The sequence below is a fragment of the Bacteroidales bacterium genome, from assembly GCA_014860575.1.
In the GTDB taxonomy this organism is placed as follows: domain Bacteria; phylum Bacteroidota; class Bacteroidia; order Bacteroidales; family JAAYJT01; genus JAAYJT01.
Map to the genome: position 1 here is coordinate 1 of JACZJK010000031.1, position 23,158 is coordinate 23,158.

23 protein-coding genes are annotated in these 23,158 nt (G+C 40.0%); 4 read left to right on the forward strand and 19 right to left on the reverse strand.

Going from position 1 to position 23,158, the window contains the following annotated elements; all coding sequences use genetic code 11:
- The first annotated feature begins 126 nt into the window (after positions 1-126).
- The 3 genes from IH597_08020 to IH597_08030 all read left to right on the forward strand — a co-directional run bounded on the left by IH597_08020 (position 127) and on the right by IH597_08030 (position 4,731).
- Positions 127-3,111 (forward strand): PAS domain-containing protein, encoded by a 2,985-nt coding sequence (locus IH597_08020; GenBank protein MBE0662399.1) that lies wholly within the window; start codon positions 127-129, stop codon positions 3,109-3,111.
- A 10-nt stretch (positions 3,112-3,121) separates the two neighbouring features.
- Positions 3,122-3,673, forward strand: coding sequence for a hypothetical protein (locus tag IH597_08025; GenBank protein MBE0662400.1), 552 nt, complete (start codon positions 3,122-3,124; stop codon positions 3,671-3,673).
- Positions 3,674-4,218: 545 nt separating this feature from the next.
- A complete protein-coding gene (locus IH597_08030) occupies positions 4,219-4,731 on the forward strand; it encodes a C40 family peptidase (protein MBE0662401.1) in 513 nt (170 codons plus the stop codon).
- Between the two features lie 77 nt (positions 4,732-4,808).
- On the opposite strand, the gene IH597_08035 is transcribed toward IH597_08030, so the two are convergent.
- The 13 genes from IH597_08035 to IH597_08095 form a co-directional block, all read right to left on the reverse strand.
- Positions 4,809-5,618 carry a hypothetical protein gene (locus tag IH597_08035; GenBank protein ID MBE0662402.1) on the reverse strand — a complete coding sequence of 270 codons (810 nt, stop codon included), beginning with the start codon at positions 5,616-5,618 and terminating at the stop codon, positions 4,809-4,811.
- Between the two features lie 594 nt (positions 5,619-6,212).
- Positions 6,213-6,398, reverse strand: a complete 186-nt coding sequence (locus IH597_08040; GenBank protein ID MBE0662403.1) for a hypothetical protein — start codon at positions 6,396-6,398, stop codon at positions 6,213-6,215.
- Positions 6,399-6,772: 374 nt separating this feature from the next.
- Positions 6,773-9,214: a glycosyltransferase gene (locus IH597_08045; protein ID MBE0662404.1), complete on the reverse strand. Its 2,442-nt coding sequence runs from the start codon at positions 9,212-9,214 to the stop codon at positions 6,773-6,775.
- Positions 9,204-10,250: a pesticidal protein Cry7Aa gene (locus tag IH597_08050; GenBank protein ID MBE0662405.1), complete on the reverse strand. Its 1,047-nt coding sequence runs from the start codon at positions 10,248-10,250 to the stop codon at positions 9,204-9,206. The genes IH597_08045 and IH597_08050 overlap by 11 nt, the downstream gene beginning before the upstream one ends.
- Before the next feature lie 82 nt (positions 10,251-10,332).
- Positions 10,333-10,662, reverse strand: coding sequence for a hypothetical protein (locus IH597_08055; GenBank protein MBE0662406.1), 330 nt, complete (start codon positions 10,660-10,662; stop codon positions 10,333-10,335).
- An 89-nt stretch (positions 10,663-10,751) separates the two neighbouring features.
- Complete coding sequence (locus IH597_08060; GenBank protein ID MBE0662407.1) at positions 10,752-11,042, reverse strand: chaperone modulator CbpM; 291 nt, start codon at positions 11,040-11,042, stop codon at positions 10,752-10,754.
- A 17-nt stretch (positions 11,043-11,059) separates the two neighbouring features.
- Positions 11,060-11,944, reverse strand: a complete 885-nt coding sequence (locus IH597_08065) for a J domain-containing protein (protein MBE0662408.1) — start codon at positions 11,942-11,944, stop codon at positions 11,060-11,062.
- A gap of 78 nt (positions 11,945-12,022) precedes the next feature.
- Positions 12,023-12,181, reverse strand: coding sequence for a hypothetical protein (locus IH597_08070; GenBank protein MBE0662409.1), 159 nt, complete (start codon positions 12,179-12,181; stop codon positions 12,023-12,025).
- Between the two features lie 18 nt (positions 12,182-12,199).
- Positions 12,200-12,688 carry a universal stress protein gene (locus tag IH597_08075; GenBank protein ID MBE0662410.1) on the reverse strand — a complete coding sequence of 163 codons (489 nt, stop codon included), beginning with the start codon at positions 12,686-12,688 and terminating at the stop codon, positions 12,200-12,202.
- Between the two features lie 38 nt (positions 12,689-12,726).
- A complete protein-coding gene (locus IH597_08080) occupies positions 12,727-13,569 on the reverse strand; it encodes an alpha/beta hydrolase (protein MBE0662411.1) in 843 nt (280 codons plus the stop codon).
- Positions 13,570-13,668: 99 nt separating this feature from the next.
- Complete coding sequence (locus IH597_08085; GenBank protein MBE0662412.1) at positions 13,669-13,983, reverse strand: HPF/RaiA family ribosome-associated protein; 315 nt, start codon at positions 13,981-13,983, stop codon at positions 13,669-13,671.
- A gap of 87 nt (positions 13,984-14,070) precedes the next feature.
- Positions 14,071-15,225 carry a hypothetical protein gene (locus tag IH597_08090; protein ID MBE0662413.1) on the reverse strand — a complete coding sequence of 385 codons (1,155 nt, stop codon included), beginning with the start codon at positions 15,223-15,225 and terminating at the stop codon, positions 14,071-14,073.
- Between the two features lie 175 nt (positions 15,226-15,400).
- Entirely contained in the window at positions 15,401-16,201 is an 801-nt protein-coding gene (locus IH597_08095) for a M48 family metallopeptidase (protein MBE0662414.1), read from the reverse strand.
- Positions 16,202-16,431: 230 nt separating this feature from the next.
- On the opposite strand from IH597_08095, the gene IH597_08100 reads away from it, so the two are divergent.
- Positions 16,432-17,160, forward strand: coding sequence for a murein L,D-transpeptidase catalytic domain family protein (locus tag IH597_08100; GenBank protein MBE0662415.1), 729 nt, complete (start codon positions 16,432-16,434; stop codon positions 17,158-17,160).
- On the opposite strand, the gene IH597_08105 is transcribed toward IH597_08100, so the two are convergent.
- The 6 genes from IH597_08105 to IH597_08130 form a co-directional block, all read right to left on the reverse strand.
- Positions 17,135-18,805 carry a L,D-transpeptidase family protein gene (locus tag IH597_08105; protein MBE0662416.1) on the reverse strand — a complete coding sequence of 557 codons (1,671 nt, stop codon included), beginning with the start codon at positions 18,803-18,805 and terminating at the stop codon, positions 17,135-17,137. The genes IH597_08100 and IH597_08105 overlap by 26 nt on opposite strands.
- A complete protein-coding gene (locus IH597_08110; GenBank protein ID MBE0662417.1) occupies positions 18,802-19,734 on the reverse strand; it encodes a HAMP domain-containing histidine kinase in 933 nt (310 codons plus the stop codon). Before IH597_08110 ends, IH597_08105 begins: the two co-directional genes overlap by 4 nt.
- Positions 19,735-19,931: 197 nt before the next feature.
- Positions 19,932-20,354: a hypothetical protein gene (locus tag IH597_08115; protein MBE0662418.1), complete on the reverse strand. Its 423-nt coding sequence runs from the start codon at positions 20,352-20,354 to the stop codon at positions 19,932-19,934.
- 79 nt (positions 20,355-20,433) lie between these two features.
- Positions 20,434-20,586, reverse strand: a complete 153-nt coding sequence (locus tag IH597_08120) for a lmo0937 family membrane protein (GenBank protein MBE0662419.1) — start codon at positions 20,584-20,586, stop codon at positions 20,434-20,436.
- 51 nt (positions 20,587-20,637) lie between these two features.
- Positions 20,638-20,961, reverse strand: a complete 324-nt coding sequence (locus IH597_08125; GenBank protein ID MBE0662420.1) for a hypothetical protein — start codon at positions 20,959-20,961, stop codon at positions 20,638-20,640.
- 159 nt (positions 20,962-21,120) lie between these two features.
- Positions 21,121-22,923 (reverse strand): hypothetical protein, encoded by a 1,803-nt coding sequence (locus IH597_08130; GenBank protein MBE0662421.1) that lies wholly within the window; start codon positions 22,921-22,923, stop codon positions 21,121-21,123.
- Positions 22,924-23,158: the final 235 nt, after the last annotated feature.

The window sequence follows — 23,158 nt, forward strand, 5'->3', positions numbered from 1 at the left end:
ATTTCGGCGAGAGGCCTGGATCATTTACTTTTCACTTTTAACATTTGATTTAGCTGCTAATCAGTTTTTTTCGCCTAGCTTTGTATGCTACTCGCAGCGGGAAATTTTATATTTCAAAATCCGATCATGGCAAAATCAAAACCACTTCAGCCGACCAGCAAATCTCAAAAAAAAGCTGGAGCCTCAACAGTAAAGCCAACTGGTTCCAACCCTGAATTATTTCCTATTGTTGGCATTGGAGCCTCGGCCGGAGGGCTGGAAGCGCTGGAACAATTTCTTGAAAACATTCCTGATAACAGCGGTCTGGCGTATGTTGTCATTCAACATCTGGATCCAACACAGAAAGGTATGCTGCCGGAGTTGCTACAGCGGGTTTCAAGAATGAAAGTACATCAGGCAAAAGACCGCATGGTGGTGAGGCCAAACTGCGTGTACGTAATACCGCCAAATAAGAGCATGTCCATCTTAAAAGGAGTTCTTTACCTGTTTGAGCCGCAGGAAGTCAGAGGATTGCGTCTTCCGGTTGATTTCTTCCTGCGATCGCTTGCCACCGACCGCAAAGAGAATAGTGTTGGGGTTATACTTTCTGGTATGGGTTCTGATGGAAGCGAAGGGTTGCGTGCCATAAAAGAAAATAACGGAATTGTGATGGTGCAGGATCCGGCCACATCAAAATTCGACAGCATGCCCCGTAATGCAATTAAGTCGGTTATGGTGGATATTGTAGCCCCCGCTGACGAGTTACCTCAAAAACTCATGCTGTTTTTGAAACAAATGCCATTGCTGGATGCTAATTATAACCCGGAGTCTAAAGACAATAGTGCACTTGATAAAATCATTATTTTATTGCGAGACCAAACCGGTAATGATTTCTCGTTGTATAAAAAAAACACACTTTATCGCCGTATTGAACGGCGGATGGGTGTTCACAAAATTGATAAAATAGCTAACTATATAACCTTCCTGCAGGAAAACCCCAGGGAAGTAGAAATTCTTTTTAAGGAATTACTGATTGGTGTAACTAATTTTTTTCGCGATCCTGCCGTTTGGGAAAAACTATGCAATGTTATTTTGCAGGAAATCATTGCCAATGCGCCGGCAGGCACAAATTTGAGAGCGTGGTCAGTAGGTTGTTCCACCGGTGAGGAAGCGTATACATTGGCCATTATTTTTAAGGAAGCGCTTGAAAAAACAACTACAAAAAGTAATGTATCATTACAGATTTTTGCAACTGATCTCGATCATGAAGCTGTTGAAATTGCCAGGAGGGGACTATATCCTGTAAATATCGCTTCCGATGTTTCACCTGAGCGCCTGAGCCGTTTCTTTGTCAAAACCGATAATGGTTATCGTGTAAGCACTGAAATAAGGGAAATGATCGTGTTTGCACAACATAACACTATCATGCATCCACCATTCACAAAAATTGACATCCTTTCATGCCGCAATTTGTTGATTTATATGGATGCCGACTTGCAGAAGAAGATTTTGAAGTTGTTTTATTTCAGCTTGAACAACAACGGGATCATGCTTCTGGGAAGTTCAGAATCACTTGGCTCAAACATCAACCTGTTTAAAACCCTTGATGGTAAACATAGAATTTACAAGCGCTCAGGTGATTCGCATGTGTCTGAATTATTTAATTTTCCCTCATCATTCTCGCAAAAAAAACCCAAAAAAACCAATACTCGACCAACTCTTGTCCCATCCGAGAATATCCAATCACTTGCCGACCAGGTTTTATTACAGCAATTTTCGCCTCCTGGTGTTCTGGTAAACGAAGCCGGTGATATTATTTATATTAGCGGGCGTACCGGGAAATACCTGGAACCGGCAGTAGGGAAAGCCAACTTTAACATATTTTCTATGTTAAGGGAGGGTTTGCGCAACGAATTCCCTGTTGCCTTCCATCAGGCCATCAGGAAAAAAGAACCTGTTGTGTTACGTAATCTTAAAGTTGGCGTAAATGGTGGCTCACAAACGGTGAACATCACTATTCGATCCATTGATAAGCCGGAGCCATTATCAGGTACTGTGATGATTGTTTTTAATAATGTGCCCGATAAAACTAATCTCAGGCCAATTGCAAAGCAGGGGAAGAACGAGAAAAAAAGTTCAAAAGAGGTGGAATTGGAAATGGAGTTGCAACATACCCGCGAAGAAATGCAGAGCTCTGTGGAAGAAATGCAGGCTTCGCAGGAAGAACTAAAATCTGCCAACGAGGAATTGCAATCTTCAAATGAGGAACTACAATCCACAAACGAAGAGCTTACCAGTTCAAAAGAAGAAATGCAAAGCCTGAACGAAGAACTTCAAACTGTAAATGCGGAACTTCAGGCCAAGATTGATGAATTTACGCGGGTTGACAATGATATGAAAAACCTGCTGAACAGTACCGATATCGCCACGCTGTTCCTTGATAAAGATTTGAGCATCCGTCGTTACACCCTGCAGGCGACCAGGATTTTTAAATTTATTAAGAGCGATATCGGGCGTCCGTTCACCGATCAGGCTTCCGATCTTATTTATCCCGAAATGGTTGACGATGCGCACGAAGTATTAAGAACCCTTGTGTATAAGGAAAGACAGATTCCAGGTAAGAACGGGCAATGGTTCTCAGTCCGCATTATGCCTTACCGCACTTTCGACGATCGAATAGACGGGCTGGTTATTACTTTTATCAACATCACCGAACTCAAACACTCAGAGGAAAAATTAAACGAGTCAGAACAGATTCAGCGTTTGCTTTTCGATTCAGACAAAGACATCATTATTAAATTGTCAGCCAAGTGGAAGGTGCTGGAATACAATGAGGAAGCCCGTAGATTTTTCGGAGTAAAAAGAGCCGAAGCTATGGGCAAAAACTTTTTGGAAATGTTTATATCAGAGCCAAACCGGAAAAAGACAGAAAAAGAACTGAAAGAGATAATGAATGAATTGCAGGATAGCAGAATGAATTTACAGATGAAAGTCTCCGGGAGTGAAACACCTGTCGTTGAGTGGACAGCCAGTATATTAGTGAATACTGAAAGCCAGGCAACAGGAATAATTTTGAAGGCGGAAGGAGGAAGTCAGGAATCTTCAGACGTCGCACTAAGTGAAAATCAATAATAACAAACCTATGAACACGGAAGAACATGATTTTACAGATGCACGGTCGCTGCGCATTAAAGCGGAACAAAAGCTAAAAGAAAAACAAAATATAGCCGACCAGCATGCTTTGGAAACCGACTCGAAAAAACTGCTGCACGAACTGCAGGTTCATCAGATTGAACTGGAAATGCAGAATGAAGAGTTGAGCATGGCTTATGAAACGGCTGAAGCAGCATTGAAAAAATACACGATGCTGTATGATTTGGCCCCACTGGGTTATCTGACACTGGAAAGTAACGGTACGATTGCAGAACTGAACTTTACCGCTGCCGAAATGCTGGGCGAGCGACGGTTTGGTCTGGTTGGCAGTAACTTTAAACTATACATTTCCGATGGATACAAGGCAGTCTTCAATAATTTCCTGAACAGTGTTTTTACAAGTAATGAAAAGCAGTCCTGCGAGGTAATGCTTGGTTATGATAATAATCCGTTAGGCCATGTTTATATGGAAGGCGTCGTTTCCGGCGATGAACAGAATTGCCTGCTTTCAGTGGTTGATATTTCCAAATTCGGGAAATAATTGGTTTTTTTGATCCTGCACTAATCAACACAAACACAGCTAAAAACATTTATCTGTGGCTGCTGGCGCAATTTAATACTGAACTGAAGGTTTTAGTTGGTGAGATTTCAATGAAGTAGTCTCAGAATAAATTGAAAATATTGCAAAATGAGCTTAAGATGGGGGACGTTTTAAAACTTCTGAATTTGCTATTTTTTGTCATTCTTCTCCGCCGCGGCGGAGAAGAATCTAATCTACAATCAAATAAAGATCCTTCACTTCCTGCCCGACTACGTCATTCAGGCGGGCGTTCAGGATGACAAGATTCAATTCAACCTTAATACAGCCCGATCTCCTATATTTTAACCGGATACTAATGAATTCAATAATTGAGTCCACTCTGAAAAGTCAATCTGCCCCTAAATCCCCTAAAGGGGACTTTTACAAATTGCTGATTTTTAGCGTTTCCCCTTTAGGGGTCAGGGGTTAAAAACGATAAAAATCAGCAATTTGTGACTTTTCGGAGTGGACTCAATAATTTAATGTCTGAAAAAAGAATCGTTTAAATGTTTATAAAACTCCTATCCGTTACTTTCATTTCACTGTTTGCAAACTGTATACAACCGCAGCCTGAAACACAATTGGCGGAATTGGATCGCGAGCCAATAATTGCTTCTGAAATTAACAGGTCAGAACTGGTTGCGTTCGCAAAAAGCTATCTCGGTACAACGTATCAATATGCCAGCGCTGACCCCATGAAAGGATTTGATTGCTCGGGCTTTGTTTATTTTGTTTTTAAACACTTCAATATTGATATGCCTCGCAGTTCGAAGGAATATACTTCCCTGCAACCCAAACTGAAACCTGAAGAATTCAAAGCAGGCGATGTTCTTGTGTTTTATGGTTTTAACGACAATACACAAATCGGGCATGTTGGCATAATTTGCGAAGCTGATGGAATGAATTCAAAATTTATTCATTCCTCTTCGGGGATTGTCAAAGGTATTATCATCAGTAATTTGGGATCCGAATTATACACCAGGCGCTTTTATAAATGCGTTGATGTGATAAGTCTTTAACCGCAAAGTCGCTAAGGCGCAATTAATAATTAGCGTCTTAGCGACTTCGCGGTAAAATTTCAGACTTTTAGAAGATGTTAATTTGATCCAATATTTCCCTGGCAGATGATATTTGGGAAAGTCATTGAGTTCTGATATACGTTGATATGGCCATCATACTCCATCCAATTCCCATAAGTCATTTGAATTCCACTATCAAGTTGCCGGATGTTTGTGTAACTCATGCCGGTTGTTCCGTTAACACTGCTTAGAATATTCACTACCGGGCCGCCACCAATGGTGGAAGTTGAACTTAGATTAATGCTTGCAGGGTAGGTTTCACCTGCGATAGTTCCAATCAGCGTGATGGTTACCAGGGTATTTCCATTTACCCTTTCTTCAAACAACGCATTACCTGATACCCCGAATGATTCCATTGGAGATAAGGTATATGTTTTTTTGGTAGCTGTAAGCACATTGCCACCTATATCACCCTGTGCAAGAATTACATTGGGTTCACTACTACTTTTCGCAACCCTGATAAAGCCATCGTATGCTATAAGCTCATCATAAGTCATTAATGTAACTTTCGTTGAACTTGAACCGTTATCAACAACAGGATCAAGAGTTACAACTACAAGTCCGCCTTCAACCGCGGAATTCATACGCAGTTCAGCAGGGTGTGAACCATCAGGAGAGCCAAACAACTCAATTTTTATGGTTGTGCTTGATTTGCTCGTTTCTATAAAAGTAGCTTTACCCGTTACGCCGAGCACATCCTGCACCATAAGATCAAACTCAGTTTCTCTGTTCGGGGTATCATCTTTCTTGCACCCTACGGAAAATAATACAACAGCTGCAAGAACCAGCACACTTAGCGCGGGAAATTCACTTCTTACTTTATACATTTTGAATGTTATTAATTTCCCGCTACTGGCGGGGCAGTTGCAACACAATTATTACTCTACAAAGTTCCAGTCTTTAAAAGCAAAATGTGTTACATAATTTCATCTAAGAATTACAACATTCACACATTGGCAGGGGGCACAAGAGCCAAGACCCAAATTCTAGGTACCAAGTCTCAAGCCCAAAGAAGTAGAATACTCCATTAACTAATCAACTAAAGATGAAGTCCAAAGCCCAAAATCCAAAGTTGAGTCCATTCTGAAAAGTCAATCTGCCCCTAAATCCCCTAAAGGGGACTTTTACAAATTGCTGATTTTTAGCGTTTCCCCTTTAGGGGTCAGGGGTTAAAAACGATAAAAATCAGCAATTTGTAACTTTTTAGAGTGGACTCAAAGTTCAAATTCAAAATAACTTTGGTTTGTAGATTTACGAATCTTAAATCTGGAATTTTGATTTATTAACTCTATCATTCCATTACTCCAACCAATTAGCCAATTGACTTTTAAACCATTTACACATTGCATTACTCCATTAATCCATCACTCCATCACTGTATAACTGTATCACTGCATCACAACAGAAAAGCATCACAGCACCTACACATTGATATTCTTCAGATAGTCAATTACACCAAACTCCATCAGAAGCCATGCGATCACAACAATAACCACCACCACATTGAGAATGGATTTTATTTTCCGGTCCATCGGAATGAAACTATTGACCAGCCAGAGCGCCACGCCTGCAACGATCAATACAATGAAAACTGTTAAAAGTGACATAATTAAGGTTTAAGATTAACCGCAAAGGTAATTTGCTTAAATTTTAAATGTGTTACAAAACTATTGGAAAGAGTTACATGATTCACGCATGAAACTTATAGCCTGAATAATTTCACACCGCCAGGACGCCAGGACGCAAAGATTTGATTTGAAAGAGAATAAGAGATGTTGATTGCAACAATTAACATTATTACTTTTTCCACTAAGTGACTTATTCCGTAGGCCTTAGCGGTTTGACACGAAGATTTGTGAATAAAACAGGCTATAAATGAAGCTTGTTCTAAGAACCGGAATTTCATCCTTCATCAAGTCTATGCGCTGCAACAGGTAAATATTAGGTTCAATACCATCAAGGTCAATATCAAAAATGCCATCTAAGTCTTCCCTTGACAATCATAGATACTTACTGTATGTCCCGCTGTGATTGAGGCTTCAGAATAAGTGGATTTCTTATGGTTACTTTGGGTCGCGTTATCTGAGTTCTTATACCCTTCCATTGTTAATCGCGCCATAAGATAGCTAACTGTTGACTCAGCACCCTGGTTAAGGTTCACATTGTTTTCTTCCAAACCATCGTAACAACCTCCGGTGCAGGGATTGTAGATAATCTGGTGCAGGTGATTCTTTCCTAAAAACCAGTTAAATGCTGTATCCATTTTTTCGCGGTATGCTTCATCCATAAAAACATCGTAAAATTTACCCAGCGTCATTATTGTGTAGGCAACGTCAATGGGCTGTTCACCAAAACGACCTGCTTTACCTCCTTTTTGTAACCAGTCTTTGTTTGAGATCACTTCTATGCCGTCTTCGTGAAAGGTTTGCGATAACAGGAAATTAAACGATGCAATGGCAATGACTTTATAAATTGGTTCTTTGGTCAATAACCACGCGTACAGCATGGCTTCGGGCAGTATGCTGTTGGCATAGGTAAGGTAACTCTCGAACCATCTCCAATGTTCTTTTGATTCATGTCTGAACATTTGCACCAAACGGTCGGCCAACTTTTTCAGAAGAGCAAGGTTTTTCGGACACTTAAAGGCATAATTATCATAGTATAAACCCTTGATTGCAAAAGCCATAGCACGTGTAGAATTTACCGTATCAATATGTATAAGCGATCTTTTCAGAATTGCTTTGGCTTCAGATATTATTCCATCAGGTATTATGTCAAACAATGAGATTAAATACCCTAAGGCCCAAATAGCCCTGCCGTTAGAGTCATCTAAATTGGTGGAACTGTTTTGATCAGTAAATTGGGTGTCTTTGTCAACATAGTTAAGAAAGTCACCTGAAGGTTGAAGGCAACGTTTGATAAAGCCGAGGTATATACTTATGCTATCCAGGCTTTCTTTATGTGCTGTCAATTTGAAGTTCATACACGTGGCCACCAATGCCCTTGCGTTATCATCGAGCGTATAGCCCGACTCTATATCAGGTTGGTTTATTTTCGAAAACTGGATAATTCCGGTTTCTGTTGTCATATGTTTCAGATGCGCCATATTGATAACCGGAAGGTTATACTGTATAGCAATCACACCAAAACTCATTTCTTCGAACAAAATGGCATGAGCCACGGCTGAATTTTCCCAGGCTGTTGATACTATTTTCTGCAATGAATTTACACTGAGATGTTTTCGTAATGGTTCATCGTTGAGCAACCGACTAACAGCAATTGCTAATTGTTGTGCATTGTGAAAATCGAAGATAATGCCCATGTCTTGAGTTAAAACTTCCCTGGCATGTGGAATGGGTGTTGAAATAATTGGGCATGCGCAACTCATAGCGTAAGCAAAAGTGCCGCTTACAGCCTGGTTCGGATCGTTGGCGGTAAACAGATAAATGTCAGTCAACTGTAAGTATTCCAACAAAACGGGCAGTGCCAGATATTTGTTAATGAATGTCACATGGTTGTTAAGTCCGTACTCTTTTACCTTTTGTTCCAGACTGTCACGATATGTTTCCCCGTCATTTTTTACAACTTCAGGGTGAGTTTTTCCAAGCACAAGAAACATCACTTCAGGACAATCTTTAACAATAGCCGGTAATGCTTCAATAGTAGTTTCAATACCCTTACCAGAACTCAACAATCCAAATGTTGCAAGGACTTTCCGGTTCTTAAACCCATATTTTTGCTTCAATAAATCTTTACTCAAATGTGGCACTAAATGGGTACCATGAGCGATTACATTTATTTTCTTAGGATCAACACCATAATCGTACGTTAAAATCTCAGCAGAATTATGAGTCATTACAATGATTGATTCGCAGGCTGTGGTAATTGCTTTGATTTTTGATTTAAGTTCTTCGCCAGGATTGGGAAGTACTGTGTGAAATGCTATCAAAACCGGCTTTGAAATCTCGTATAAGAATTTTAAAAATGCTTTTTCTTGTTTTCTGAACAAACCAAACTCATGCTGGATCAGAACCATTTCAATGCAACTGTCGTTATTAATATTTGATGCCAATTTTTTATAATCATTGACAGATGAAGTATCAAGTGTAAATTTAACCTCATCGGGATATTGATACTTGACATCGCCGTTTTCCAACGCACAAATTCTAATAGTTAACGAGTCGCTGAATTTATTATCAAGCGACTTTTTTAAATCCTGTGAATAGGTTGCAATGCCACACTCACGCGGCGGATAGGAGGCGATAATCAGGATTTCGGCTAAATTGCGATCGGGAGAAGGAGCAGAATATTTGTGGCTTTTTTTTGGATCAATATTCAGATAGGCTCTATTAACAGGCTCAAACAGATCATTTGATTTGCTTTCATCCACATAGTATTGGTTGAAATCTTTTTTATTTTTCATCTTTAACGGCATAAGTTAACAATTCTGCTAATAATGCCGATAGGCTCACTGAGGCTGTAGCAATTACAGAATCGGCTGCACCATAATAAATGAATAGTGTATCTTCAAATAAGGCACTGCCAGTAGGAAATACCACGTTATTAACTTCTCCTCTTCGTTCCCATTCGAATTCTGGTGAGAAGAGCGCATACGGTAATCTTGCGATTACTTTTGCGGGATTATTTAAATCTAGTAGCGCTGCAGCGCAGGCTGAGTAAACAATTCCATGATCAGTTTCTTCTGCACCATGGTATATTAAAAGCCAGCCGTATTCTGTTTCAATTGGAGGACACCCACTGCCGATATAGCTGCTTTCATGCTGAAAAACAGGATCGAGAATTATATGATCCTCAAGCTTGAGGAAGTATTTCTGCCAAAAAGCTTGATTTAAATCTTTTAAATTATCTATTGAAACGATTTGAATGCCCGGTCTGATCCGATGCAGGAAAACCAACTTACCTTTAACCCTTCGCGGGAAGAAAACCACGTTTTTATCCCAAAGCATGATCTTTTTTTCAGGGTCAGATTCCTGAAAGTAAAACTTTTGGTTCCGGTAATACCTTTCATTTACCTTTCCTGCGGTTTCTGCAAGAAATACGAACTCAGCATAAGAAATTGGAGGGACTATGATTCCGTGCTTTTTGAACTTCTTTAAATTTTTCGAAGTTGCCAAAGCCCCGCGGGCATTTAACCCATCATAAGCCGTATAGGACATAAAATACAAATCATCAATTTTAACAATACGGGGATCCTCAACACCCTGCGTTTCGTAATCGAATTCCGGAATCATAATAGGCTTTTCCCACCGTTCTGCTACCGTCAAAGGGCCTGCAAGCCGGCAATAACCAATGGTGGAATAATTGCCTTTCTGAACAGCCCTGTAAAATATGTGAACGCTGTCACCTTCGCGTATTGCTGCCGGATTCAGTACGCCATCGTTTTCAAATTCAAAATCGGTTTTTGAAATTAGGATACCATGTTTTTCGACTTCTATCATAATAGCTAATTTTAAGAATTATATAGAGTAATGTTCAGCGCTTCTTCCGTTTTGAGTTAAACGGCTAATTTGATCCGATCCATTACCCGTGGTTCTCATCCAGATCGTTATGAGCGTCTCCACCTAAACTGTAATAGTTGTTCTCTTCATCTTCACTTCCAATATCTTCCATGTCGTCATCCAATTCTGATCCGGGAACATCTAAATCTCCACCAGGTAATAATTCATCCAAATTTTCTTTTTCTGAACCTTTGGTTTTGAGTATATCTTCAGGATTTATATCTTCCTCCTCCAGGTAGTTACTGTATATATCATCAGTTGCTGGATAGCTTGGGTATCCGGGCAAATTGCTTTCATCGCTTTTTAATTCTGTGTCTGACAAATTTGGGGTATTATTTTTTTTCTGCACCATGATAATTGAATTTAGAGAAGCGAAATTAAGCTCCTTAAAATTGATTTGTATTACATGAAACTAACAAAGGGTTACATAATTCACACATGCTACTCATAGAAACGAAGTCTGTTTCTGAGTACCGAAATTTCATCCTGCAATATTTCTATGCGCTGCAACAAGTGTGTAATGGTCTCAATTCCAGCAAGGTTAATGTCCAAATCATAATAAAAGCCCATACATTTCTCAAGTTGTCGAAGCTGGTCCGCGTCTACGTACCCTGATTCTTCAACTGTAATGATTTCTATCAATCCTGATTGCTCCAATGAGCTGATGAACGAAACCTCAATATCGTGCTTAGCACAAAGTTCATTAACAGTTATTAAACATTTTGTTTGCATGGCTTTTCTTTTGAAGATTACGAGCTAGCCAATTCAGTAAATAATGCTTTTTGTTTCTCTGTTAAATTCGTTGGAGTTTTGATATTCCAGGTTATGAATAAATCTCCAAATTGCCCTTCTTGCTTATAAACTGGAAACCCTTTATTTTTTAACTTTATTTTACTTCCATTCTGAGCCCCGGCAGGCACTTTAACTTTCACTTGTCCGTTTAAAGTGTCAATAGTGGTTTCGCCACCCAATACCGCAGTGAACAAATCCAGCTCGGCCATACCGTAAAGATCATTACCCAAGCGTTTGATTTTTTGATGATTGGCAATGGAGAAGGTAATATATAAATCGCCATTCGGCCCTCCGTTTATTCCCTGACCACCATGTCCGGCGATTTTAATTGTTTGTCCGTTTTCAATTCCTGCAGGGATAGTAATTCTTATTTGCTTTCCGTTTACTGTTAAAGTCTGCTTGTGGGTTCTATAAGCATCAATAAGGTTAAGTTGCAACTCTGCGTTATAATCTTCTCCCCTGTATTTAATCTGTCTGCTTCCACTCTTGCTTGCTGACCGACCAAACATAGATTCAAAAAAATCAGAGAAATCATGTTCAGCGTATGCTCCTGAATACCCGGTTCTATGCGGACTTGATGATTTGGTCTCGTACTGTTGTGCCTTTTCATATTCTTCAGCATGTTTCCAATCCTTTCCGTACTGATCATATTTCCTGCGTTTTTCAGGATCACTCAATACTTCATTGGCTTCATTGATTTGCTGAAAATTCCTTTTCGCATCTTTATCATTTGGGTTTAAGTCGGGATGATACTTACGGGCTAATTTTCTGTATGCATTTTTGATGTCCTTAACAGTAGCAACTTTGTCAATCTCCAAAATTTTATAATAGTCAATGAACATATTGAATCTATTTGATTGATGATTGCTTCACCCCATTGCATCCGGTTGTGATACAGGATTTTTAAACCTGTAATAGTTTTAATTTAAGCCTGAACCTTTAGGTTTGAAAGGAATCGCGTATTTGCTATCTGCACGTTTATCTTCCCGTTTAGCCTCTTTTGCAGCCCTCTTTTCTTTCAGGGTTTTTGCGGGGGCTTTCATACCTGATTTTTCTTTTCCTTCTCTTTCTTTTGCCATTGTGTGTTGTTTTAATAATTAATCATGATTCCTGGTAGGGACAACGAGCAGCGGGACCTCTGTAAGTTGAAGCACCTTTTCAGTAACGCTGCCCACCAGTATCTTTTCCAGCCATTTTTGGCTATGCGATCCCATAACAATGATATCTGCATGTAAGTCATTGGCTGCCTTTAGAATTGATTCAGCAAAATCACCTACTTCAATGATGGTTTCTATGTCTTCACTGCCAAGGTGTTGTTTTATTTTATTAAGATATTGTAAAGTTGCATCTTCCAGCGCTTCGTCAATGTTCAATTGAAGTTGGCCAATGTCAGAGTAACCGGTAAATCCCATTATCGGCGAATATGCCGTTGAAGAATAAAAAACAGGGTCGCCAATAACATGCAATAGAAAAACCCTGGCATTATTCATTGATTTGGCCATTGCATAACCTACTTCAGCTACTTTTTGTGCGGTTGGATCATAATCAATCGCGATGAGTACTTTGTCTAACTTTTGTGTTTTCATGAATTTTATCCTTTACATTTTAGTTTACTGAAAGTGGGTCAAATCTTTGCAAATTTTATTAACTCTGAATTAAATTTCCGGGTTTCCTCAAGAAACAAGCTATGGCCGCTTTTCTCAAAAGCAATGAGTTGTGAGTTTTTAATCATAGCCTTCATTTGCTCCCCCAGATCAAACGAGCATATTTTGTCCTTTTTGCCATGCATGATCAAAGTTGGGATTTTTATTTTTGCCAGATCTTCTCTCAGATCGGTGTCGCGCAATGCAATCAGGCATTGAGCCGTTGCATGCGAAGAAGCGCTTAAACAAATCCCGTTCAGCCAACTGCCAATCCCTTCATTCAATGAAGTTTCAGTAGCTGAAAATATTTTTGCGAAATCGGCTAAAAGCTTTGGCCGGTCCTTGTAGTTCAATTCAATGAGTTCATCTACTGCACTCTTCGGAAGGTTATATGGAAAATCATCACGCTGTGTCCAGATGGGTGCAGCAGCTCCAAATAAGGCCAGTTTCGTAACATGAGCTCCATCATCTACTGATGCATAACGAATGGCAACTGCTCCACCCATTGAAAAGCCACCCATCACTGCATCTTCTATTTCCAGTTTGTTTAAGATGTTTTTTAAGTCCAAAGCATGCACACCATAATCATAAGCTCCAAATGGTTTGTCGGATTTTCCAAAACCTCTGAGCGTAATGCCAATTACACGAAAGTTATTATTTACCAGATCGTTGTATTGATATTCAAACATCTCATCACTTAACGGCCATCCGTGTATCAGCACAATGGGCCTTCCCTTGCCTGCATCCGTAATATGAAGGCGCACATTGGGTTCTGATTCAATATACTCAGCCCTGGCAACAACAGCCTTTTTTTCTTTATTCATTTGTTCGTTAATTTAACTTATTTATTAATAAATCTCGCCAAGAAGCTATGAAAGTTTAGAAGGTTTAGAGTTTAGGATGTTTAGAAAGACAACTCAATTTTAATAATTTCTCAATCGCCCAAGCATGGTACTAAGGGAGGTTTTCATTTTATCCACTGCGCCTTTTACTGCCTTCTCATAAGTATCTGCCTGCTCAGAAACAGCAAGCGGCTGCAGGCCTTCAAGGCGGGCTTCAAGCAAACATCGTTTGTCTTCATGTCCGTCCTTACTGCCATCTTCATCTGAAAGATGAACTTCCACACGGCTGATCTGGTTATCGAACCTTTTCAGAGGTTCAGATATTAATTCCATTAGCGAATTTCTGAGTTCTTCGCTGGCAGTTGCATTGTTGTCTGTATTAATTTGAATTTTCATAAGCTATTTTTTTGTGATGCTGTAATACAGTTATGCAGTGATACTGTGTTTGTTGTTTTGTTTCCGTTATCAGGATTTTCGATTTTCTCAATATCGAAACATAGCTGCTAGACCGGTTTCAGAAGGCATACTTTCAGGTGGAAGAACCATGACCAGGCCACCCATTTTTGTAACCAGTTCACCCATATCGTCGAGCAGGTCGTCAACTCTAGGGTTATCCATATCTTTTTTCTGGGTATTGCCAGTGATCAGGTTTGTTATCCTCACTGCAATTATCCGGTCAGCTTCAACCAGCAGTGTATCAACCCTACCTTCCACAGCTGCGACAGCTACTTCTTTGTAATCATCACTTCCTTTACCATTTGCGCGCGCCTGCTCAAATCTTTCGGCCAGGCTCTTAAGTTTTAAAGAATAAACCGGTTCAAATGCCTCCCAGGCCAGTTCAACCAGTTTGTCAGTTGAAACAGATGTTGGATTAATCATGATGCCATCGGGAAGAACCAACGGATTTTTGTTTACTTTTTGAAACAGACTGTGGTGTTCGGGTAAAGCAGCAAGCACCAGAGGCCAGCCGGTTGGCTTCGAAATGTGTTCCGCAACAGCCTCAGCAACAACACGAAAAAACCGTTCAGCATCTTTTTCTGTTTCATCACTTTGGCCTCCATGGCCATGATGCATGCTTGTACTATCTCCTCCGGCGCCTCCATAAGATGCAACAGTTGTATGTTTCTCAGTCAACTCATCTCCAAGTGCTTCGGTTATGGTTTTTGGAACCCCAGGTGAGACATTAATCTCAACAAGAGAGTGGCGATTTCCTTCATAAAGCCGGATTTCGTGCAGGCTTAAGCCCAAAACGTGATAGTTATCAGAGGATTGCAAATATTTTTGTAAGGGTTTGGTATGGAAGCTATCGGCTACAACTGCCAACTCTTCAACAGCAATCGGAAGCCTTATGGCCTTAAAAAGTTCGTCGGCGCTTAAAACAGCAAGTCCTTCAGAAGTGTGATTCCAAAAATCTTTGTCATCCATAAGCTCTTCGAACGGCCCAAGATGTTTTTGGGCTTCATCGGCCGAATACTTTCGCAGCAAGGATTCTTCCATTTGCTTGACAAGATTTTTAAATCTTATCGGATCCTGAAGATTGTCGGGATGGCTCTTGTGAGTAGTCATGTAAAGCGAGAGACAAGGCGCCCGGTCTATTAGCAGGAGCTCCTTAAGTAATTCTTTAGTAAGTGAATCCATATTTCTTTGTTAAGGTGATTGATTGATTAAAACCCGGTATATAATTTTGATAGTAGCTAAAGTCACAAATTATTTATCACAATAAGTAGTAAGCGTAAAGCCTGGTAAAATTCAACAAGCCTATTCCAGATGTTCTATAGGCTTCAAACCGGTAACCTGTTGAACCAATTAAAATTTACTTAGCTGGTTTGTAATATTTTAAAGCTTCGGGCATAAACTGATTCAATTTCTTCATCCTTGTTTCATCGGATGGGTGCGTGCTAAGAAACTCTGGTGGGCTTCCGCCACCGGCCTGCGACATTCGTTGCCAGAAAGGAATTGCCTCCCGTGGATCGTAACCAGCCATGGCTGCATAAATCAACCCATACTTGTCAGCTTCGGTTTCCTGCTGCCTCGACCAGGGTAACATAGCCCCAACTGTACTCCCAATTCCATATGAAAGCAAAAACAAATCCTTTGTTTGCTGAGGTTGTTGCGATAATGCAACCTCAAGGGCTACACCGCCCAATTGCTGCACCAAACCCTGGCTCATTCTTTCGCTGCCGTGTTTGGCAATGGAATGAGCTATTTCATGACCCATTACAATTGCCAGCCCGTTTTCGTTTTGAGTTAATGGCAAAAGGCCGGTATAAACAACAACTTTTCCTCCCGGCATACACCATGCATTAGCCTCTTTGTTTTCAACGGTGTTAAACTCCCAGTTATACCCCTCCACTACCGCTGATTTTCCTTCGCTGTTGTAGTACCTGGTTATTGCATTTGAAATTCTTTCTCCAACTCGGCGTACCATTGCAGCATCTTTATTGCCGGAACTTAATACATTGCTTTCATCAAGGAAGTCATTGTAATGGGTCACAGCTAAAACCTGCAATTCGGATTCATTCACCAGGCTTAATTGCTTGCGTCCGGTTACCATATTTAAAACGCATCCGGTCAAAAGACCGGTGATCAGTATTAAAGGCAAAAACTTTTTCATCATTGTAGGAGTTAAAGTGCTTATTGATTTATTTTTGAACAACGATTCCACGTAAACTTCTTTTACTTTCTTCCGAAAGCTGACAAGACATAAAATCTTGCTTAAAGCGCAATTAAACGTAGTGGTACTGCGCAAAGGTAAATTCTGTTAATTAATAAATTGTTACACAACTTTTTAATAGTGTTACATAATTCACACATTTATAGATAAAAGAATTATCTTTGCCAGCAATGGTTAAAAAATCCCTGCTTTTCTTACTGCTGTTTTTCCCGGCAACATTCTTAAGACCTGATGCAATTGCTGACGATCATAAAGTGATCACATACGGGCTTATTGATAAGCTTTTGCTAACACAGGAAGGTAATGATGTTGCGCTTCCTGCATTTGATCTGCTTCACTTAGCCCTTTCAGGATACGATTTGCTTAAACAGGATAACTTTATCAATCGGCCTGAAGTAATAACGATTATTGATTTTAGTCTTCCATCTACCAGCGAACGCCTATGGGTTATTGATCTTGATCAGGCAAAAGTTTTGTTTCATTCTCTCGTTTCGCATGGCCGCAACTCAGGTGAACTAATGGCAGAAAATTTTTCAAACACTCCGGGCTCCTTTACCAGCAGTCCGGGATTCTATACTACTGGTGAGACTTATTTTGGACAACATGGTTTGTCACTCAAGCTTAACGGCCTCGAAAAAGGAATCAACGATAAAGCACGCGAACGCGCTATTGTCATACATGGTGCTGATTATGTTACACCAGACTTTATCAGTAAACATGGCAGGCTTGGCCGCAGTCACGGTTGCCCCGCCGTTCCAACTCAATTGAGTAAGGAAATTATTGAAACCATTAAAGATGGTTCCTGCCTTTTTATTTATGTGCCGAAAGATAGTTACACTTCTAAATCACAGATAATCAGTAAAATTGCAAGCATTAAATTGGATACCCAGCATCTCTGATTCCTTCCGGTTTCTGGTTTAAAGCCTTTAACAATAATTCGTCCCTTTCATAAAGATCTTTTCTAAACTGCACCCGTCCTTCTCCATCCGTCCATGCTGTCAGGTAAATTACTACCACATCAACCGGCGTTTTAAGAACCACTTTTTTCTCCTTTTTTTGTTGCATGGCCTTGCGGATCACTTCCGGCGTCCATTCAGGCATATCTGATAGCAGCAACAAGGCAAGATCATAGGGTGATTCCGCCCTTATGCATCCAGAACTAACAGCTCTATCGTCTTTGGTAAATACTCCTTTTGAGGGTGTATCATGTATATATACATCGTAAGAGTTAGGGAACATGAATTTCACGCGGCCCAGGGAATTCTGAGGCCCTGGATTTTGCTGAACCATATAGGGGAAATTATCAACTGATATTTTTGACCAATTAATGTCATTGTAAGCTATTTGCGAACCATCAAACCTCAACAGTATCATGTCTTTCTGCTTGAGATACCCGGGGCCTTTTAATAATTGCGGAATTACATCTTCTTTCAATATGGTTGAAGGAACTGTCCATGTAGGGCTAAAAACCAGGTAGGTCATTTTTGCACCAAACACTGGTGTTTTCCGGTAATTTGTTCCAACAATTGCCCTCATTGAAAGAAGGGTATCTGTGCGATCAATAAAATCAAGCCTTTGATTGGCAATGTTTACTATGATATATTTCTCCGTCAATTGTACGGGCAGCCATCTGAACCTTTCCATATTGACTTTCAACTGGCCAACGAGCTTACCGGGGTCGCTGTTTATGGCAGCCATTGTACCATCGCCTATTACACCATCAGCATTTAAGCCCCAGTCGGACTGCAACAATTTAATCTGGTTAACAAATTCCTCATCATAATTCAGGGAAATGCTATCAGTCAACGAATATCTCAGCATTATCATCCTTTGCCTGAGCATAGGAATGACTATGCCAGAGTCGCCGGGATGAATGGTTTCAAGTATCCGGATTTCCGGCCATACTTGCTTGTTTAACCCAAGGAAAAAATCCAGTTCTTTATGCATCATCCAATACGAACTGTACCGTGGTGCAAGCGAATCCAATGAATGTGCAATGTCATTCTTCAATAATGCTTGTTCCAATTTCTGGTCAATTCTGTGTTCAGCAGCTTTGCGCTCCATATTCCAGTTGACACCCTCTTTTGAAGGGTCAACCTTGCCATAATATAGTTGTGATCCCAAAATAATGAAGGCATCTGTGAGCAGGACATCCACATGCATCATCTCTTCGGTGGACATGGGTACAATAGACCGGGCTTGTTCAACTAACTTCTCTATTAGCACCAAATGATAATCCAGTGGCTCAAGTCCATGCTTGTCAACCTGCCGGATATAATTCAGCAGATCATAGCCATTTTGGGTTAAAGTATTATTCCTGATCCATGCAGGTTGAAACATTCTGCCCAGGTAGAAGTGGTTCAGCAGCTCACCTGAATAAAGATATTCTTCCTGGATTGTATATCGCGAATCAATTGTTTTGTCACCAATGAAAAGCCTGATAGACTGGTTGAGATCACCACCTGCTGATGCAAATGCCGAGGTTGTTATAAATAACAAAAAAACGATTTTCTTAATCACCTGAATTTTCAACTTTGTTTTCAATTATTTTGTGAAATTTGAATGTCTGTTTTATTAATTCTTGCCTTTGGCAGGTTGAATTTAAATTCGCTCCCAACTGATCCGGCCTTTTCAACCCAAATTTTCCCGCCATGCATTTCAACAAACTCCTTGCACAGTAACAGCCCCAGACCAACACCAGTTTCACTATTGGTGCCGGGCATGGAGTGAATCTTTTTAGGATCAAACAGGCTTTTTCTGTCTGCCGCGGAAATCCCAATGCCATTATCTTTTACTGAAATCTGAATTAACTGCTTGCTTTCCGTTGCACTCACAGTTATTATACCGTCATTAGGTGTGAACTTGATCGCATTGCTAATAAGGTTCCTGATAACTGTTTTAATCATTTGAAGGTCTGCCTTGACAATAAGATTTTCCGAGACTTTCCGGCACAGGGTAATTCTTTTTTGCATGCTTGCAAATTTGAATCCCTTTAGCTCCCCGCTTATCACTTCATGCAAATTAATCATTACGGGGCGAAAGCAATTCTCTTTATTTTGCGAGATGGTCCATGTTAAGAGGTCATCAAGAAGATGTAAGGTTCGGTTTGCTGAATCAGTAGCTATGTCAACATACCTTTCAATGTCCTTTATATTCCTGCGCGTTAGTTTGAGCTTCAATAAATCCAGTGCACACATTATTGAACTGAAAGGGCCACGTAAGTCGTGCGATATGAGTGCGATGAACTTATTTCTTGTTGAAACAATCTGAGAAATCTCATTTTCCCTTACTTCGGCAAGCGCTTCCAGCTTATCTATTTGCTCTTTCATTTCTTTCAATTTCGACATGAAAGAAGTCTCCTTTACCTCATCATCAAAAGCGATATCCGTTTTAGATAAATTGGTTTTATTACCATTAATTGAAGTAGAAGGATAATTGATTGTATTGGAAAGAACCTGGGTAGAAAAATTCATGATTTTGATGGTTATTTAGTTAGTATTTCAGCTCTATCCTAAGCAGGATGCTTTGTAATTCAAAAAATCCAAAACACCCTAAAAGCTAATCGAATGATAGTGCTATTTTCATTTTATTTTCAAACAAGAACTGATAGCTGTAGCAACTGTATATGATTTAACATCATTACATTCAAAATTTCGCAAGCACTAATGCTTTAATAAAGTTCGTTGTATTCCGTAGCCATTGCATTGGCTGCAACGGTAATTAGTAGAACGGTCTCTTCAGTTGATGCCAGCAGGAACTTAGTGTTTTCAGTGAGTGTAAGCAAATGCCCTTTATTGAGCGATCGGTTTTGTTTTCGGGTTTTTAACATCAAACTTCCTTCAATGATTTGTAAGGTAATTGGGTCATCCGATCTGTTTGATGTAATTTCCGTTCCTTCAGGCATGGCGGCCAGCACAATTTGCTTAACCGGACTTTTCAATAATACCGTAGAACAAAGCTCTCCCTTTTCCCATGAATTGCTGATTTTTAACATCTTTACCAATGCAGGCAAATCATATGGTATCATAGAAGTCCGTAAGGACTCCTCACCCTGATGAAATGATGCATTGGATTGATGTTTCTCGCTTTTCATAATTGTAAAAAGATGTTCTCTTCAGCATGAATAATTCAGCATTATTCCAATTGCAGAAGTACCTAATGCTGCATTGGGGTCAGACTCTTCTTCCCTGAACAAGCCTTAATATAATGGCAATGACGGCAATAACAAGAAGAACGTGTATGATACCTCCGGCGCTAAAGCCAAGAAAGCCAATTGCCCAAAGAATAATTAACACAACTGCGACGATGTAAAGTAGATTTCCCATAATTTTAATTTTAAAATGTGTGAATAAATTGATACCAATACTGGCAACCTCCTAAAGCAACAGGATCAGAAGCAAAATAATAATTATTGATGCGGCAACGGTTATGATATATCCTCCGGCGCCAAGCTCTTTTAGTTCTTTTTTAATGCTGCGAACCTCTTTGCGTAATTCTCTCTTTTCTGATGGGCTCATCACCGATTTATCCATGGCTTTTATTTCGTCAAGCCTGGCCAGCAGGGAGTATACCGCATCTGACGTAGTATTATCGGTAGTCACATCATGAGTTGAACTGCTTTCCGGCACTGCTTTTAATTGCATAGAACCTATAGCTAACAACCCCAGCACTGCCATTGAATAAAACAATAACTTTTTCATCTTAACTGATTGTTTTAAAGATTTACCAGCAACAAAGATATTCACTACACATACTGAAAGTATTACACAATTTCATCATAACCTTACATAATTCACAGTTATTTAATGGCAATAAAACCTTGCCAGTTTATCGAAATGATTAAGACACAAGACCCTGCATCATTGAAATATCACAACCTCAGGTTTTCCGATCACAAAATCAGTAAACCCAAAATCGGTTGTCCTGAATGAATTAATTCTCAAAATATCATTGCCGATACCGGGGATGGAAGGATAAAAGGCCAGGGAAACATGAAAAGTATTGATAACCAGGTGAACATTTTTAATCAGAACACCCACACCAATTTGCGAATAGACTTTGCTCTTTTTAAATGCTTTTGTTTCATCGGCAAGTATGCCAAGTGAGAGTGATAAAAAGGGTCCAAAATTAAACCCGACCAAATCCCATGGAGCGTAAGATTGCGTTTGTAGAGTTAATAACAGGCGTTTGGTTCCCGAAATGCCCATGCTGTTAAAACCGGTCAGGCCGTATCCATCATTAAGTGTTAATCCATCGTTGGCAAAACGGTTTACCCCAATTGTTAGCTCTGGTTTTACAAAATGCCTGAACCGCCATTTTCCAACTTCAATCAGGTTTGTGAAAAAACTGAGACTTGCTGATAGAGCACCCTGTTCAAAATTTGAAGCATGATAGAAAGTACCGTATTCAGCATCTATGCTCAGGTAACCTCTTGAATAGTAATTTCCTAATGTAAAACGCGTTCCAATATAGGGTCTTTTTTGATTGTTTCTTAGCTGAAATCCACCAATAAGGCTAATAATTCTCCCAACCGGGACATCTTCAGTCAAGCCAAAATTAAAAATATACTTATCCTGAACATAGCGCCTGGCCGCCAGGGTAATTCCTGCAAGGAATAAGTCTTCGTTGGCAAAAACCGGCTCATCATTTTCAACCACATAGGAATTTTCAAGAAAGTGATTTCTCTGGTATCTTATCGTGGTTATTAAGTTGGTAGTGCGGTCAATTTCTGAGCGTCCCCTGAAGATTGGTGTAGCTTTCCCCGCCCAATAATCCATGGTGTTAAACCTGATCGTATGCTTCCCGGGTATCGTATCATTTGTCGGGTAGAAGTCCTGCTGAAATTGTTGCGACAGATATACTCCTGCTCCCCAGCGCGCAAAAGACGAGAAAAACGGCCTGTCAACTTTGAAACTTACATCATAATCCTTGTTTTCTTCACTCCTGAAGATAAGGGCTGAGCTTATATAGGTGTTATGGAAATTCGGGATATAATAGCCATGATTGTGAGCATACGCATTGTTTGAAGTGTTCCAGGTAAACTGGTTCTGAAATTTATGGCCAAAGCCGACAAAATTATCTTCAGTCAATCCAACGGTTGCACGGCCGGCATTGTATGATCCATTCGGGATGATGCTCCAGGTATCAAGCACCCGGATGTGAATGTCAACCATATCGGAGTTCTCAGAACTGCTGCTTACATAAAATGAAACATCGCTCACAAAAGTGTTTTTACGCACAAGGCGTTCTGATTCTCTTACAAGCAATGAGTCGAAAACCTGATTCTCGGCAATAAGCAGCAGGTTTCGAATTACATGCTGGTGGGTTTTTATGTGAAGTTTATTTCCAGTTTTTGAAATGAAACTTTCTGATGCTATTATGGTATCGCCAATTGAATTGCCAAACGGATCAAGCGTAACGATATGTATTTTTCTGATGGTTTTACCCTCAAAATAGCTGTAAGGGATTTGTTCTGCATGCAATGGCAGTCTGCTTTTCTTCGAACTTTTGGTTACCGGCTTGAAAAACAGGCGGTACATGAGCCGCGTAAACCCACTTCGTTCTGAGTAGGTTTCAATATTTGAATAAAGTTTGATGGAATCGTTTTTGTCATTATCCTTCTGTGCTGCCGATGAAAAACTCATTGACAACAGAACAATCACGAGTATGTATTTTATATTTAACCACATGAGCAAGTATCAAGTCTCAGATTCAAAGAACAAAATTCAAAGTCCCAAGTTCAAAGTCTAAAATTCAAAGTCCCAAGTCCCAAGTTTAAAGCCCAATGAAGCTACAGCATCACATGTTTACTCCAGTACTCCAGGCTTCGACAAGCTCAGTCACCGGAACCCAATACTGCATCACTGTATTATTGCAGTACTGCAGCACAATAATACA